The sequence below is a fragment of the Serratia sp. PL7 genome (assembly GCF_945957435.1).
This window is the reverse complement of sequence record NZ_CAMFLB010000018.1, coordinates 75,038-90,002: the sequence shown is the minus strand read 5'-3', so window position 1 is coordinate 90,002 and position 14,965 is coordinate 75,038. Positions and strand designations below refer to the sequence as shown.

Annotated in this window: 15 protein-coding genes and 3 tRNA genes; 7 read left to right on the top strand and 11 right to left on the bottom strand. The window is 56.4% G+C overall.

What is annotated here, in order from left to right:
• The first annotated feature begins 45 nt into the window (after window positions 1-45).
• Window positions 46-1,089, top strand: coding sequence for a 16S rRNA (guanine(1207)-N(2))-methyltransferase RsmC (gene rsmC, locus N6G83_RS39700; RefSeq protein WP_065683642.1), 1,044 nt, complete (start codon window positions 46-48; stop codon window positions 1,087-1,089).
• Between the two features lie 243 nt (window positions 1,090-1,332).
• Here rsmC and N6G83_RS39695 read toward each other — a convergent pair whose 3' ends face one another.
• Entirely contained in the window at window positions 1,333-2,325 is a 993-nt protein-coding gene (locus N6G83_RS39695; protein ID WP_211136846.1) for an aldo/keto reductase, read from the bottom strand.
• A gap of 117 nt (window positions 2,326-2,442) precedes the next feature.
• Here N6G83_RS39695 and N6G83_RS39690 point away from each other — a divergent pair, with 117 nt between their 5' ends.
• The 4 genes from N6G83_RS39690 (at window position 2,443) to N6G83_RS39675 (ending at window position 3,798) form a co-directional block, all read left to right on the top strand.
• The gene (locus N6G83_RS39690; RefSeq protein WP_199061247.1) at window positions 2,443-3,345 is read left to right on the top strand and encodes a LysR family transcriptional regulator; all 903 of its coding nucleotides are present in this window, start codon (window positions 2,443-2,445) and stop codon (window positions 3,343-3,345) included.
• Window positions 3,346-3,459: 114 nt separating this feature from the next.
• Window positions 3,460-3,546 (top strand) — tRNA-Leu (locus N6G83_RS39685).
• 35 nt (window positions 3,547-3,581) lie between these two features.
• Window positions 3,582-3,668: transfer RNA gene (locus N6G83_RS39680), tRNA-Leu, on the top strand.
• A 43-nt stretch (window positions 3,669-3,711) separates the two neighbouring features.
• Window positions 3,712-3,798, top strand: a tRNA-Leu gene (locus tag N6G83_RS39675).
• Between the two features lie 79 nt (window positions 3,799-3,877).
• Here the strand turns inward: N6G83_RS39675 and N6G83_RS39670 are convergent.
• The gene (locus tag N6G83_RS39670) at window positions 3,878-4,162 is read right to left on the bottom strand and encodes a DUF1435 domain-containing protein (protein WP_021808011.1); all 285 of its coding nucleotides are present in this window, start codon (window positions 4,160-4,162) and stop codon (window positions 3,878-3,880) included.
• A 238-nt stretch (window positions 4,163-4,400) separates the two neighbouring features.
• Between N6G83_RS39670 and N6G83_RS39665 the strand changes: the two genes are divergently transcribed.
• Window positions 4,401-5,468 (top strand): GGDEF domain-containing protein, encoded by a 1,068-nt coding sequence (locus tag N6G83_RS39665; RefSeq protein ID WP_211135801.1) that lies wholly within the window; start codon window positions 4,401-4,403, stop codon window positions 5,466-5,468.
• Between the two features lie 140 nt (window positions 5,469-5,608).
• A complete protein-coding gene (gene ampH, locus N6G83_RS39660) occupies window positions 5,609-6,751 on the top strand; it encodes a D-alanyl-D-alanine-carboxypeptidase/endopeptidase AmpH (protein ID WP_074028442.1) in 1,143 nt (380 codons plus the stop codon).
• Between the two features lie 11 nt (window positions 6,752-6,762).
• On the opposite strand, the gene hpaA is transcribed toward ampH, so the two are convergent.
• The 9 genes from hpaA to N6G83_RS39615 all read right to left on the bottom strand — a co-directional run bounded on the left by hpaA (window position 6,763) and on the right by N6G83_RS39615 (window position 14,958).
• Entirely contained in the window at window positions 6,763-7,659 is an 897-nt protein-coding gene (gene hpaA / locus N6G83_RS39655; protein WP_024485495.1) for a 4-hydroxyphenylacetate catabolism regulatory protein HpaA, read from the bottom strand.
• 82 nt (window positions 7,660-7,741) lie between these two features.
• Entirely contained in the window at window positions 7,742-9,112 is a 1,371-nt protein-coding gene (gene hpaX, locus N6G83_RS39650; protein WP_211135800.1) for a 4-hydroxyphenylacetate permease, read from the bottom strand.
• Window positions 9,113-9,123: 11 nt separating this feature from the next.
• A complete protein-coding gene (gene hpaI / locus N6G83_RS39645; RefSeq protein ID WP_024527248.1) occupies window positions 9,124-9,924 on the bottom strand; it encodes a 4-hydroxy-2-oxoheptanedioate aldolase in 801 nt (266 codons plus the stop codon).
• An 11-nt stretch (window positions 9,925-9,935) separates the two neighbouring features.
• Complete coding sequence (gene hpaH / locus N6G83_RS39640; RefSeq protein WP_021808005.1) at window positions 9,936-10,739, bottom strand: 2-oxo-hept-4-ene-1,7-dioate hydratase; 804 nt, start codon at window positions 10,737-10,739, stop codon at window positions 9,936-9,938.
• 14 nt (window positions 10,740-10,753) lie between these two features.
• Window positions 10,754-11,140 carry a 5-carboxymethyl-2-hydroxymuconate Delta-isomerase gene (locus N6G83_RS39635; protein WP_024527249.1) on the bottom strand — a complete coding sequence of 129 codons (387 nt, stop codon included), beginning with the start codon at window positions 11,138-11,140 and terminating at the stop codon, window positions 10,754-10,756.
• 9 nt (window positions 11,141-11,149) lie between these two features.
• Complete coding sequence (gene hpaD, locus N6G83_RS39630; protein ID WP_024485491.1) at window positions 11,150-12,007, bottom strand: 3,4-dihydroxyphenylacetate 2,3-dioxygenase; 858 nt, start codon at window positions 12,005-12,007, stop codon at window positions 11,150-11,152.
• 106 nt (window positions 12,008-12,113) lie between these two features.
• A complete protein-coding gene (gene hpaE, locus N6G83_RS39625) occupies window positions 12,114-13,568 on the bottom strand; it encodes a 5-carboxymethyl-2-hydroxymuconate semialdehyde dehydrogenase (protein WP_024527250.1) in 1,455 nt (484 codons plus the stop codon).
• Window positions 13,565-14,329: a fumarylacetoacetate hydrolase family protein gene (locus N6G83_RS39620; protein ID WP_199061260.1), complete on the bottom strand. Its 765-nt coding sequence runs from the start codon at window positions 14,327-14,329 to the stop codon at window positions 13,565-13,567. Before N6G83_RS39620 ends, hpaE begins: the two co-directional genes overlap by 4 nt.
• 2 nt (window positions 14,330-14,331) lie before the next feature.
• The gene (locus N6G83_RS39615; RefSeq protein WP_074028437.1) at window positions 14,332-14,958 is read right to left on the bottom strand and encodes a fumarylacetoacetate hydrolase family protein; all 627 of its coding nucleotides are present in this window, start codon (window positions 14,956-14,958) and stop codon (window positions 14,332-14,334) included.
• Between the last annotated feature and the right edge of the window lie 7 nt (window positions 14,959-14,965).

Here is a 14,965-nt window from a genome sequence, read left to right as displayed (position 1 = left end):
CAAAGCTCTATAATCTCCGGCTAAATCTTGAGGAGCCGAAAACTGATGTCTGCATTAACCCCCGCCAGTGAAGTCATGCTGCGCCACAGTGATGAATTTATGGAACGCCGCGTGCTGTTTGCCGGCGATCTGCAGGATACCCTGCCGGCCCAATTCGAGGCCGCGGATGTGCGTGTCCATACCCAGCAATACCATCACTGGCAGTTACTGAACCGGACGATGGGAGAGCATGCACAGTTCGGCCTGACGGTCGATCCTGCCTTCGTCGCCGAGTGTGATACGCTGGTGTATTACTGGCCAAAGAGCAAGCAGGAAGCGCAGTTCCAACTGTGCAACATCCTGGCCCTGCTGCCGGTTGGCGCAGAAATTTTTGTCGTCGGTGAAAACCGCAGTGGCGTACGCAGCGCGGAACAAACGCTGGAAGGCCATGCCACGCTTGCCAAGATCGACAGCGCTCGCCGCTGTGGGTTGTATCATGGCCGCATCGATGTGCAGACCCAGTTTGATCTGGCCGACTGGTGGGAAAGCTATCAGTTGCACGATCTGGAAGTGAAGACGCTACCTGGCGTGTTCAGCCGTGACGGCCTGGACGTCGGCAGTTCACTGCTGCTCTCCACGCTGGAAAAACACATGAAAGGCAAAGTGCTGGACGTGGGTTGTGGCGCTGGCGTAATGGCTTCGGTGCTGTCTAAACTGTCGCCGAAAATGAAGCTGACCCTCAGCGACGTCAACGCCGCAGCGGTGGAATCCAGCCGAGCAACTCTGGCTGCCAACGGCATTGAAGGGGAAGTGATCGTCAGTAACGTCTACTCCGACATTACCGGCCGCTTTGACCTGATCATCTCCAACCCACCGTTCCATGACGGCCTGGCCACCAGCCTGACCGCCGCAGAAACGCTGATCCGCGGGGCGTTAAAACACCTGCCAATCGGTGGTCAACTGCGCATCGTCGCCAACGCCTTCCTGCCTTACCCGGACATTCTGGATGCCACCTTCGGCAGCCATGAAGTGTTGGCACAAAATGGCCGCTTCAAGGTGTATAAAGCCACCGTAGCCCGCCAGCCACGCGATGCGAAGAAGAAAAGGTAACAGGCCCCTCACCCTAACCCTCTCCCACAGGGAGAGGGGATCGATCGTGCCACCATTTGACTACAGCACCCTACCTATAAATTCAGCCACGCGACTGAATAACTTGTGTACCTGACCATGGCTCCGTACCCGCCCCCTCTCCCTCGCACAAGTGTTCCTGACGCCTCCGATTTGTTCATCGGGAGAGGGTTGGGGTGAGGGGAGATTGCTCGCCTGACGAACATTTATCCCCAAGGTAGGCCATCAGCCGTTAATCAACTCCATACCCACCGTTGTATAGCGTGCCCCCGCCACGCCTGCCAGAGGGAATACCGCCTCGATCGCCGCCAATTCCTGCTCGCTCAGCGTGATCTCCGCTGCTGCCACGTTTTCTTCCAGATAGCGCCGACGTTTGGTACCAGGAATTGGAACAATATGTTCCCCCTGCGCCATCACCCAGGCCAACGCCAGTTGCGACGGAGTTACGCCTTTCTGCCTGGCCAGTTCACTGACCTTGGTGACTAGTTCCAGATTGCGAGCAAAGTTTTCCCCCTGAAAACGTGGATTATCGCGGCGGAAATCATCTGCCGCCAAGTCCTCGAGACTCTGGATCGCCCCGGTCAGAAAGCCACGTCCAAGCGGGCTATAGGCGACAAAACCAATGCCCAAACGTTGGCAAGCGGCCAGTTGCCCCTGCTCAGCGTCCCTGCTCCACAAGGAATATTCAGTCTGCAACGCGGTGATCGGATGCACCTGGTGGGCGCGTTCCAACGTTACAACGGAGGTTTCACTCAGGCCAATATGACGGATCTTGCCCTCTTTGATCAGATCAGCCAGGGTGCCAACCACCTCTTCGATCGGTACCGTCGGATCGACCCTGTGCTGGTAGTAAAGATCGATGGTTTCTACCCCTAGCCGCTGCAAGCTGCCTTCGACCGAGCGACGGATATAGTCCGGTTTGCTGCTCACGCCCCGCGCAGTGGGATCGGCCGGATCGCGCACAATACCGAATTTGGTGGCCAGAAATACCTGGTCACGTTTGCCTTTGATCGCCTTGCCTATCAGTTGTTCATTGGTGTGCGGGCCGTACATATCTGCAGTGTCCAGTAGAGTCACCCCCAGTTCCAGAGCCCGATGCAGCGTGGCGATAGCTTCCTGCTCATCATAACCCGTGGAGTAGAAATCGCTCATCCCCATGCAACCTAAACCCAGGGCAGAAACGAGGGGGCCATTAGTACCTAATTTGCGCTGTTGCATTGTGTGGTCCTTATTGAACATGGATGTCGAAACAAAGTCTGGTTGTTTATGCCACAAAGATAAATAATGCAGATTGCACATCACTGTTCATAAATCACCAACAATGCGGGCGGCAAAATGGATCAGGTTCAGGCTATGCGCATCTTTACCCGGATCGTGGAACTAGGCAGCTTCAGCCGTGCGGCCGAACGATTGCAACTGCCGCGAGCCACGGTAAGCAACGTGCTCAAACGCCTTGAGCAACGGCTTGGCGTCAGATTATTGGTGCGCACCACGCGTCAGGTACAGGTCACCGCCGAGGGAACGCTGTACTACCAACGTTGTCTGCATCTACTGGACGCCCTGGAAGAAGCAGATACCCTGTTCAGCCACCACAAGCTGCAACCCACCGGTAAGGTGCGGATCGATATGCCCCATTCGCTGGCGCGAGAAGTCGTCATCCCAGCGCTGGATGAGTTCTATCAGCGCTATCCAGAAATAGAAATTGCGCTGGGGGCCAACGACACCCATGTCGATCTGCTGCGCGAGGGGGTAGATTGCGTGCTGCGGGCCTGGGAGACCGAAGACGATACGCTGGTAGCCCGACGAATTGCCCAACTACCACAGCTCACCTGCGCCTCTCCTGGCTATTTACAGGCGTTTGGTACCCCGCAGTCGATCGACGAGCTGCAACACCATCGAGCGGTGGGCTATTTCTCCTTGGTGAATAACCGCAACTACCCGCTGGAATTTTGCCGTGATGGCCGCCTTGAGCTGCGCGAATTGCCAAGCAGATTGAGCGTTAGCGGGGCCGATGCCTATACCAGTGCCTGCCGTGCCAATTTGGGGCTGATCCAGGCGGCGCGTTATATCATCTCCCCTTGGTTGCAAAGCGGCGAACTGGTGGAAGTGTTGGTAGATACGCCACCACCGCCGATGCCGATCTACATCATGTATCCGCCTGGTCGTTTCCTCGCGCCGCGTGTCAGGGTATTGATTGATTGGCTGATTACGTTGTTCGAAGGCCATAAAAAGCGCTGATATGCCGTTTTTTACAGCAAACGCCTCCAATCCAGGAAATAACTATTGACGTACCCGCCAAAATCTCTAGAATTCGCCTCCGTGGTAGCGTTACTCCGGTAGCGTATCTGGTAAGCGAAGGTGGCGGAATTGGTAGACGCGCTAGCTTCAGGTGTTAGTGTCCTTACGGACGTGAGGGTTCAAGTCCCTCTCTTCGCACCAAATAACCACATGATTTATATTGCACAGCATCGAATGCGAAGGTGGCGGAATTGGTAGACGCGCTAGCTTCAGGTGTTAGTGTTCTTACGGACGTGAGGGTTCAAGTCCCTCTCTTCGCACCAAGCTGGTGATATAAATCGACATCAAAGCAACACATCAAACTGTGCGAAGGTGGCGGAATTGGTAGACGCGCTAGCTTCAGGTGTTAGTGTTCTTACGGACGTGAGGGTTCAAGTCCCTCTCTTCGCACCACTTGATGGGTTCTCTTCCAGCTGTTCCTGCGTTAAAACTCACTGAAAAAACCAACACGCTCAGGCGTGGTTTTGTCGTTTCAGTTAAAGCTGAAATGCAGGCTGATTGCGGCCAGTCCACCTGCTAGAGCCATGCAGGAAGGGAGCAGCAGGTAATGACGCCAGCGGCTGTTAAACAGCATCACCAGCGTAGCCAGCATGGCAACCACTATCAGAGTACGCAGTTGCATCATATCCAGGTCGATCAGCGCCAGAAACGGCATCAGGGCGCAAGGCAGCAACACGCCCCATGCGCTGGCAAGCCGATTCCCCAGGCACCAGCTGATGCCCCACAATCCACAAGCGGTAACCATGGCAGCTAACATGATAACCCTACCTTTCAAGTGATAATGATAACCAATATCATATAACACTTTTTTTAGGCCCGCACTCTTTTCAAGATCCGGCTGAACGCGGATGACAGCCTGCGCGAAAAATGTTAGTTTCACATAAGAAAATTCTTAACATTTATAGTCTGTTAATAATAACCAAATGGAATTATTCAACAGGCGTTGTCTAACATTTTTCCTTCGACCGGCCCCATTGGTAAAGAGTGATCCCCGTATGAACTCGCGTTCTTATCAGCAACTGCAAACCAGCAAACAGCGTTTATCCCTGTTTCTTTTCTTGTTGATGAATGCCGCCTCTGCCATTTTTACTTTATTCGTGCCCTTTAAAGAAATGCCGGCATTCACGCTGCCGCTAATCTGCATTCCGGCGATTTGCCTGGCGGCCATGCTATTTACGCTGTATTCGCCCCGCCACTACGTCCAAAGGCTCAACCTGCTCGCCATCATCCTTGGGCTACTGTGGGCGGCGCACATCTATTGCAAGAGCCAGCTTATCGCCAGTGACAACCACGGTTTTTTGCTGATCAGCCTGTTCAGTATTTTCTTTATCAGCGCGATCTCACTAACGGATAACCTGCTCGCCTTCTGCCTGCACGCCATACCTTCGGCACTGATTATCCTGTGGCTGGACGGTATGCATAACACCATGCGTATTCTGTTCACCACTCTGCTGCCGATTGTTGCTTTCTCGGTCCATCATTTGCTGTTGAAGCGCAGTGAAATGTTTACCCAACATCTGGTGGCCAACCTGTATCACGAGCGGGATAAGTTCAGCGATCTGAGTATGCTCGATCCGCTAACCGGCCTGTATAACCGCCGTGGGCTGGAGAGCAAACTCGATCAGTTGCTCTCACCGACCTCAGGCAACCACTTTGTGCTGCTACTCGATATCGACCATTTCAAGGTTTACAACGATCGCTACGGCCACACTCTGGGCGACCAAGCACTAGTCCAAGTGGCAGCGACCATCCGGGATGCGGTACGCTCACGGGATATCGTGGTGCGTTACGGCGGCGAAGAGTTTTTGGTACTGTTGACCAACGTCGGTGAAGACTACGCGGCCTATCTGGCGGAAAAGGTGCGCCAATGCGTGCAGGAATTGACCATTTCCCATCGTTTCCAAACGCAGGAGACAACCAAGGTGACGTTAAGCGCCGGGATTTCTGCGCTGGATAAGCTGGATATCGACTCAGCGATCTGTGCCGCCGACGCCGCGCTGTACCGGGCCAAAAACTGTGGCCGCAACAATATTCAGCTAGCCTCCAGCCAACTCGCCATGTAGTGGTGCCCGTTTAGCAGCATACGGCGCCCCTATCATTGAGCAACATTGCCACTTTTACCACATGCCAATCGCGCCGTAGCGCATTACACTAGCGGACAACTTACGCCTTCCCTGTCACATTTTTAAATGGAACACGACCGTTGAAGACCTCACTCTCCACGTTATTGCTGGCGCTTGGCCTGTGTGCCGTGCCGTTAGCCAGCCAAGCGACCGACGCGCAGCTAACCTCACAGATTGTCGATCAATATGCTGAACATATCTTCTTTAACAGCGGCGCAACCGGTATGGCGCTGGTGGTTATCGATAATAATCAGGTAGTTAACCGCAGCTTTGGCGATACCAAACCGGGTAACGATCTGCGCCCACGGCCAGACTCGCTGATCCGCATCGCCTCCATCACCAAGCTGATGACCAGCGAAGTGATGGTCAAAATGGCAGCGGAAGGTAAGGTCAAACTCACCGATCCACTGCGCAAATATGCTCCCAAAGGCGCTATCGTCCCTGCCTACAATTCACGCCAGCCGATTACCTTGCTGAACCTGGCAACGCACACCAGCGCCCTACCGCGTGAGCAACCCGGTAAGAAGCCACCGAAAACGCCGGTGTTTACCTGGCCCACCAAGGCACAGCGCTGGCAATGGTTGTCTCATGCCACCATTACCGTGCCACCGGGCGTGCGGGCGGCCTACTCCAACCTGGCCTACGACCTATTGGCCGATGCGTTGTCACGTGCCGCTGGCAAGCCTTATAACGCCTTGCTGCGTGAGAAAGTCACGGGTCCACTGGGGATGGTTGATACCACACTGACGCCAAGCGCAGAACAATGCTCACGTCTGATGGTGGCCGCTTCTGGGCCAAGTGCCTGCCGCGACACCACGGCCGCCGGAGGCAGCGGTGGCGTTTACTCAACGCCGCGCGATATGCAACGCTGGATGCAACAGTTCCTCTCCTCCAACGTATCTGGCGCACGCAAGCCAACGGCCTTGACCGAACAAACCATGTATTTCCAGCGCAAAGATCTGGCATCACTAAAAGGCATGGATGTACCGGGTGAAGCCTCTGCTTTAGGATTGGGCTGGGTATATATGGCACCGAAAGACGGCCTGCCGGGGATCATCCAGAAAACCGGCGGTGGCGGCGGCTTCATCACCTATATGGCGATGGTGCCGCAGCAAAATATCGGCGTGTTCGTGGTCGTTACCCGCTCGGAATTGACCAAATTCACCAATATGAGCGATCCGGTCAACCGGCTGGTCGCGGATTTGGTGGCGAATAAAGGCTAAGCCGATCCCACTTACGACAGGACATGTTGCGTAGCGCGATAGGCGGAAGGTGAGCAGCCTTCCAGCCGATTGAAGAAGCGAGCGAAATAGGCGGGATCTTTAAACCCCAGGCTGTAGGCCGTTTCATGCACCGTGCAGGCGCTGAACAGCAGCAGCCGTTTGGCTTCACGCAACAGGCGATCGAAGATCAGCCTTTTGGGTGGCCGGTTGGCAAAGCGGCGGCACAGGTCGTTGAGGCGTGATTCCGTCACCCCCAGCGACTGGGCATATTCCGGCACCGACAGGTGATCGCGAAAACGCTCGTCCACCATCTTGTTAAAACGCTGGAACAGCTTCAGTTCACCGCGCACGCCGCTGGCGGCCTTATCATCCAATGAGGTATTGCGCAGCATCAGCGTGAAGACCGCCTGGGCCAGCAATGCCAACGTCTGCTCGCGCCCGGCCATCTTTTGGCTAAACTCGCGGGCGATCAGTTCCCAATAATGCCCAAGCGCCGCCAACTCCTGTGGCACTGCGGCCAGCGAAAGGCAAATCCCCGGCATATCCAGCGCCAGATTGCTGCCCGGGTACAGGCGCTCCAGCAACGGCCAGATCAGTTCCTGGCGCACCGTTAACACGTGGCCGTCGCTGTCTGGTTCGGTGAAAAAGGCGTGTGGCACCGAAGGCGGGGTGAGGATAAACAGCGGAGCCTGCACCGAATAGTGTTGATCGTCCAGCTGCAGCTCTATCCTGCCGGTGGCCAGATAATGCAGTTGGAAGAAACGGTCGTGCCAGTGCACCTGCATATCCCGGCCAAAAAACGCCGCCAGTCCGGCAAAGGTTTCGTAGTGCACCTCATCAGCGGCGTAACGCGCGTCATACTCTTTGCCAATATCGATATTGGCGATAAAGCCGGTACTTTTCTGCACGCTGTCCTCCGGTGAAAATAAGACAAGGAAATCCCCCGCTCCCAAAAGGAGAGGGGGCATCGCCTGAAGCAATATCCAAAGTTTATGGCGTGGCCCGTGGGCGTGAATCCTTCATCGGGATACGCCATACCAGCACGGCCCCGATAATCAACAACACCGAGACAAAATAGAGCCCGGAGTTAAAGCTGCCGGTCACATCCTTGAACCAGCCGATCAACAGTGGGCTGACCGCCGAGCCGATGTTACCGGTGGCGTTGATCACTGCGATCCCCACCGCTCGAGCTTCAAAGCTGATTGACTGATCCGGCGTGGTCCAGAAGATCGCCATCGCGGTAAACGAGCCGACCGACGCCATCACGATCCCTAACAGTTGGACCATACTGTGATTGGTCGCCGAAGCCAGCAGCCAACCCGCCGCGGCAAACAGATAAGGCAGTGCGGTGTGGAACTTACGCTCCTGCAGGCGATCCGAACGTTTACTCCACCAGATCATACCGGCGATGGTACAGATTTGCGGGATCGCCGCCAGAAAACCGATCATGATGTTACTGCTGCTCTGGTTGAAGCTCTGCAAGATCTGCGGCGTCCAGATATTGATGGCGCTCAGGGTATTGGTGAGGCAGAAATAGGCCAGCGTATACATCAGCACCACCGGTGTCAGTACCTCACGCCACAGGCTGCGCTGTTGCAACGCCCGGTGGCTGCTTGGCCCTTCCGGCTGCACCAGTTGCAGTTTGTCGGCTTCCATCATCGCCTTCAGGCTGGCCTTCTCTTCGCTGGTCAGCCACTTGGCCTTGGCCGGCGTGTCGTCCAGATAGAACCACACCACCACGCCGAGGATCACCGAAGGAATGCCTTCCAGCAGGAACAGCCATTGCCAACCTTTCAGGTTCATCATGCCGTCCAGCGCCAGAATATAGCCGGACACCAACGAACCCACCGCCATCGTGACGGGCATGGCAATCATAAACAAAGCGTTGGCCCGGGCGCGGTAGAACGCCGGGAACCAGTAGGTGAGATACACCAGGATCCCCGGCAGGAAGCCCGCCTCGGTAATACCGACGATCATCCGCAGCACGTACAGACTGGTTGGCCCAGTGGCAAACATGGTGCAGGTAGAAGCAATGCCCCACAGCACCATGATGGTGGCGATCCAACGCCGTGCCCCCACCCTGCTCAGCATCATGTTGCTGGGGATGCCGAAGATCACGTAGGTGACGTAAAACAGCGTTGCGGCCAGGCCGAACATGGTGGAGCTAAGACCGAGGTCCTGCTTCATGGTCAAACCGGCAAACCCGATGTTGATACGGTCAAGGAACGAGAAAACAAACAACACAAATAAGAAAATAATCAGGCGCCGAAATAACTTTTTAATCACCGACTGCTCGGTGGCGGTTAACGCTTTATGTTGCTCTGCCGGGTTCAGTGGCTTGAGCGAATCGACGTTGCTCATGATGACTCCGATTAGTAAACGCTCTGGGATGGAGGTGGCTCCGCCGCTTTATCCTGTTTGAAACTGCTGAGCAGGGAGTCTGCCGCCCGTACCAGCAGAGTGGTATCCACGCCAACGGCAACAAACAACGCGCCGGATGCCAGATAGTGCTGCGCCAGTTCCTGCTGTGCCATCAGGATGCCCGGTGCCTTGCCTGCGGCACGGATGCGGGCAATGGCATCATCAATAGTGCGCTGCACTTCGGGATGCTGCGGATTACCGGCAAAGCCCATGTCGGCACTCAGATCCGCCGGGCCGATAAAGACGCCGTCGACCCCTTCCACCTCCAGGATGGCATCCAGATTTTTCACCGCCTCTCGGGTTTCGATCTGTACCAACACACACATCTGGCTGTCGGCAAGATGCAGGTAATTCGGCACCCGGTTCCAGCGCGAGGCGCGAGCCAACGCACTGCCAACCCCGCGAATGCCGTTTGGAGGATAGCGGGTCGCCCGCACCGCCTCCTGCGCCTGTTCGGCGTTTTGGATCATCGGGATCAACAGGGTTTGCGCACCAACGTCCAGCAGTTGTTTGATCAGCACCGGATCGTTCCAGGCCGGACGCACCACCGGATGGCTGGGATAAGGCGCCACCGCCTGCAACTGCCCCAATACCGTTTGCACATTGTTAGGCGCATGTTCGCCATCGATCAGCAGCCAGTCGAACCCGGCGCCGGCCAGCAGTTCTGCGCTGTAGCTGCTGCACAGCCCCAGCCACAGGCCGATCTGCGGGCGTTTTTCCTGCAAGGCCTGTTTGAAATGGTTAGTTATCATCGTGTTGCTCCTTAGACAAACCGGCAGCTGATGCAGCCCATCGGACCATAGTCGGCATGGAAGGTATCGCCGCGCCGTGCCGCCACCGGGCGGGTGAAGGAACCGCCAAGGATGATTTGCCCGGCCTCCAGCTCCACGTCATACGGGGACAGCTTATTAGCCAGCCAGGCCACGCCGTTGGCCGGGTGATTGAGCACCGCCGCCGCCACGCCAGATTCTTCAATCACGCCATTGCGATACAGCAAGGCACTGATCCAGCGAAGATCCAGCGCATCAGGCTTGATCGGCCTGCCGCCCATCACCACACCGGCGTTGGCAGCATTGTCAGAAATGGTGTCGAACACCTTGCGTGGTCGCTGGGTTTGCGGATCGACGTTATGGCTGCGGGCGTCGATGATCTCCAGCGCCGGGATCACATAGTCGGTAGCGTTATAGACATCAAATAGCGTGCAGTTCGGCCCACGCAGCGGCTTCGCCAGCACAAACGCCAGTTCGACTTCGACGCGTGGCACGATAAAGCGATCGATCGGAATGTCGCTGCCATCGTTAAAGAACATGTCGTCCAGCAGCGCGCCGTAGTCCGGCTCGGTGATCTGCGAGCTGACCTGCATGGCTCGCGAGGTCAGCCCGATCTTATGCCCCTTCAGCGTGCGCCCTTCGGCGATCTTCAGCTCAACCCATTGGCGCTGGATAGCATAGGCATCTTCTATAGTGATCTCCGGGTGATCCAGCGATAACGCGCGGATCTGTTCCCGGCTCTGCTCGGCCTGATGCAGGCGCTGCACGGCTCGGCTCAGTACGTCTTTATCCAGCATTTACCACCCCTTGTTCAGTCCTTGCTAAACAGCGCATGAACGTTGTTTTGCTTGTAATTCAGCACCGGATCCAGCTCTTCCATGGTGAAAGAGAGGGCCAGATAGCGCTTGGCCATCAGCGCTGCAAAGTGATCCTTGATCAGGATGAACAGCATTTCGCCCACCTGTTGGCGGCTCTCCAGACTGCGGCCGTGGCCAATCTTCAGCGTCATATGTACAAAGGCATAGTTCTGCTTGCCGTCGGCCATCTGCCAGGTATCCAGCCAGATGGCGCGGCTCCGGATGCCAGCCAGCGGGAAGATGCCGGTTTCCGCCAGCGCGTGATTAACCTTGTCGAACAGCGCTGGCAAATCCGCCTCCCGGCGGATGTTGTCGGTACATTCAGCGTAAAAATGGGGCATTGGGTATCCTCAGGCTTGAGCGGGAAGCGGGAATATGCCGTTGACCTGGCCGGTTCCGGAACTGGCAAACAGCGGGGTAACGAACTCCACCTTGCCCTGGTACTTGTCCCAACCCAGCAGGCCCAGCAACATCACGGTGTCGTGCATATTGCCTTCGCCATAGCAATAATCGGCGTACTCCGGCAGCATTTCGCAAAACTCGCGGAAGCGCCCTTCTTCCCACAGTTTCACTACCCGTTCGTCCATCTGCTGGTCGAACTGGCGGGTGTAGCTGTTCATGCCCTGCTCGGCACGTTGATCGTCGATAAAGCGGTGTGACAGCGAGCCGCTAGCCAATACCGCCACGGTACCGTCGTATTTCTCAATCGCAGTTTTGATCGCTTCGCCCAGGCGGCGGCTATCGGCAAAGTCATGCACGGTGCAGAAGGCAGAAATGGAGATCACCTTGAAGTGGCGGTCGCTGTTCATGTAGCGCATTGGCACCAGCGTGCCGTATTCCAACTCCAGGCTTGGGATCTCATGGGCCTTGGCACGTACGCCAAGCTTGCGGGCTTCATCGGCAATCATCTGCCCCAGCTCCGGGTTGCCGTCATATTCATAGGTCATGTCACGAATGAAGTGCGGCAGCTCGTTGCTGGTGTAAAGCCCTTTAAAATGCGAGTTACAGTTGATGTGGTAGGCGCTGTTCACCAACCAGTGGGTGTCGAATACGATAATGGTGTCGACGCCCATTTCACGACAGCGGGCGCTGATCTCTTTGTGACCATCAATGGCGGCTTGACGGCAGCCATGGTGTTCTCCTGGCAATTCAGACAGGTACATCGAAGGAACGTGTGTAATCTTTGCGGCTAATGCTAATTTACCCATATGTCCTCCTATCCCCTTTATCTTTCAGCCTGCAGCACGGCAGGCCGCAGGCTGATATCTATCGGGTCTAGTCCTTGGTTGTTGTTTTAAAGGGCACGGAGCTATCTCACACTCCCCAACGTGGGATCGGGTGATCCCCCATGGAGATACAAACGTTTTTCATCTCGGCAAACACTTCGAAGCTGTACTCACCGCCTTCACGGCCGGTGCCAGAGGATTTCACCCCGCCAAACGGCTGGCGCAGATCGCGTACGTTCTGGGTGTTGACGAAAACCATACCCGCTTCAATATTGCGGGCCAGACGCAAGACTTTGCTCACATCCTGCGTCCAGATGTACGACGCCAGGCCGTACTCCACATCGTTGGCCATGCGCAGGCCATCTTCTTCTGATTTGAACGGCAGGAGGCAGGCCACCGGCCCGAAGATCTCTTCCTGCGCGACACGCATACTGTTGTTAACATCGGCCAGCACCGTTGGGCGCAGGAAGTTGCCATGGCTCAATCCGGCCGGTTTGTCCGGGCCACCAGCCAACAAAGTGGCTCCTTCTTCGATACCCAAGCGAATATAGCCGGAGACTTTTTCCCAGTGCTGCGGGCTGATCAACGCACCGACCTGGGTATTGGGATCCATCGGATCGCCCACGCGCAGGCGGTTGGCACGCTCGGCAAAGCGTTTGACGAATTCCGGGTAAATACTTTCCTGAATAAAGATGCGTGAACCTGCGGTGCAGCGTTCACCGTTAATCGAGAAGATGGTGAACAGCGCAGCATCCAGCGCCCGTTCGATATCGGCATCCTCAAAGATCAGCACCGGTGATTTGCCGCCCAGCTCCATCGAGAATTTCTTCAGCCCAGCGCTTTCAATAATGCGGCGGCCGGTTGAGGTCCCCCCGGTGAAGGACACCGCACGCACGTCTTTATGGCGTACCAGAGCATCCCCCGCCGTTGCGCCATAGCCTTGCACCACGTTCAGCACCCCGGCAGGAATACCGGCTTCCAGCGCCAGTTCACCCAGGCGATCCGCCGTCAGTGGCGACAGTTCGGACATTTTCAGCACTGCGGTATTGCCCAGCGCCAGGCAAGGCGCGGTTTTCCAGGTGGCGGTCATAAACGGCACGTTCCACGGCGACACCAGCGCACACACGCCCACCGGTTGGATCAGCGTGTAGTTGAGCATCTTGTCGTCTACCGGGTAGGTGCGGCCATTCATCTGCTGGCAGATCTCGGCAAAGAACTCAAAGTTGTGCGAGGCGCGTGGGATCAGCACGTTTTTGGTCTGGTGGATCGGCAACCCTGTATCTGCGGTTTCCATCTCGGCAATCTGCGGTACGTTCTGGTCGATCAGTTCACCCAGGCGACGCATCAGACGTGCCCGCTCTTTCATCGGCGTATTGGCCCATTTCGGGAAGGCTTCTTTTGCCGCAGCGACTGCCTGGTCGATTTCGAGCTGGCCACCGGACGCCACTTCCGCCAGCACTTCGCCGTTAGCCGGGTTGGTGGTGGTGAAATACTCTTTGCTGGCGACGTTTTTGCCGTTGATCCAATGGTTGATGGTTTTCATCCCTTGCTCTCCTCGTAATCTTTTTCACTGATGATGTGGTTAACCAAGCGGCCAATGCCTTCGATCTCAACCACAATTTCATCCCCAGGCTGCACGTCGGCCAGCCCTTTCGGCGTGCCGGTGGCGATCATGTCGCCAGGCTGCAACGTCATAAATTCACTCAGGTATTCGATCAGGAACGGGATGTCGAAAATCATGTCAGCGGTGGTGCCGCGCTGGCGCAGTTCACCGTTAACGTAGGTGCTGAGCGTCAGGTTATGCGGATCTGCGACATCGTCACGATCGACAATGTAGGGGCCGATAGGCGTCAGAGTGTCGCGGCTTTTCACCCGCAGGTTGGGGCGGTAGTAGTTTTCCAGGTAGTCGCGGATGGCGTAGTCGTTGCACAGGGTGTAACCGGCCACGTAATCCATCGCCTGTTCACGGCTGACGTTACGCGCAGTTTTACCGATCACCGCCACCAGCTCGGCTTCGTAGTGCATGTATTCCACCTGCGCCGGTCGCACGGAAACCTGGCGGTGACCGGTCAGGCTGTTTGGCCCTTTGAGGAACACCAAAGGCTCTTCCGGCGCTTTAAACTCCAGCTCACTGGCGTGATCGGCATAGTTAAGGCCGAGGGCAAATATCGTGCCCTGCGCCGGTGGCAGCCATTCCACATCGTGCTCATCGAGCTTGCTGCCATCGGGCAGGATAACGCTTAACTGGTCGTCTACGGTGACGTTAACAATCTGGCCATGATGGCGGATACGAGCATGTCTCATGGTTATTCTCCTGCCTGCGTCACTTGGTTGGTAAGGGTTGGCAAACCTGCGGCCCGCACCGTCACTTGATCACCCGGCTTGATCTCAACCCGCTGGTGTGGCGTGCCAATCAGCACCGCATCCCCCGGTTGCAGGGTAATAAAATCGCTGATGGCGGCGATCAGTTCCGGCACCGAACGCACCAGATCGGCCGTTGACCAGCGATCCTGCTCCACGCCGTTGATTTCGGTGATAATTTCCAGATTGCGGGTGCTAGCCAATGAAGCCACCTCTCCCAGCGGGCAGAAACCGTCACGGCATTTGGCCTTGATCGCCGGGCGATAGAAGCTGGTTTCCGGCAGGCTGACGTCGTTAGCCAAGGCATAACCGGCCACATAATCGGCCACCTTATCCGCCGCCACCTTGCGTGCGGTGCTACCAATCACGACTGCCAGCGTTGCGCCACTTTGCACGGTTTCACCGGCCGGGAACGGAATGCTGCCGCCGTTGGCAAGATAGGTATTACGCGGTTTGATAAACCACACCGGCGTCTTGGGCGGCGTTTGGTAAGGGGCGGCGCGAAACGCCTGATCCCAGGCATCAAGCTGGCTGCGGTGGTTAAGTGCTACGGAAAATACGGTGCCTTTCATGCAGACT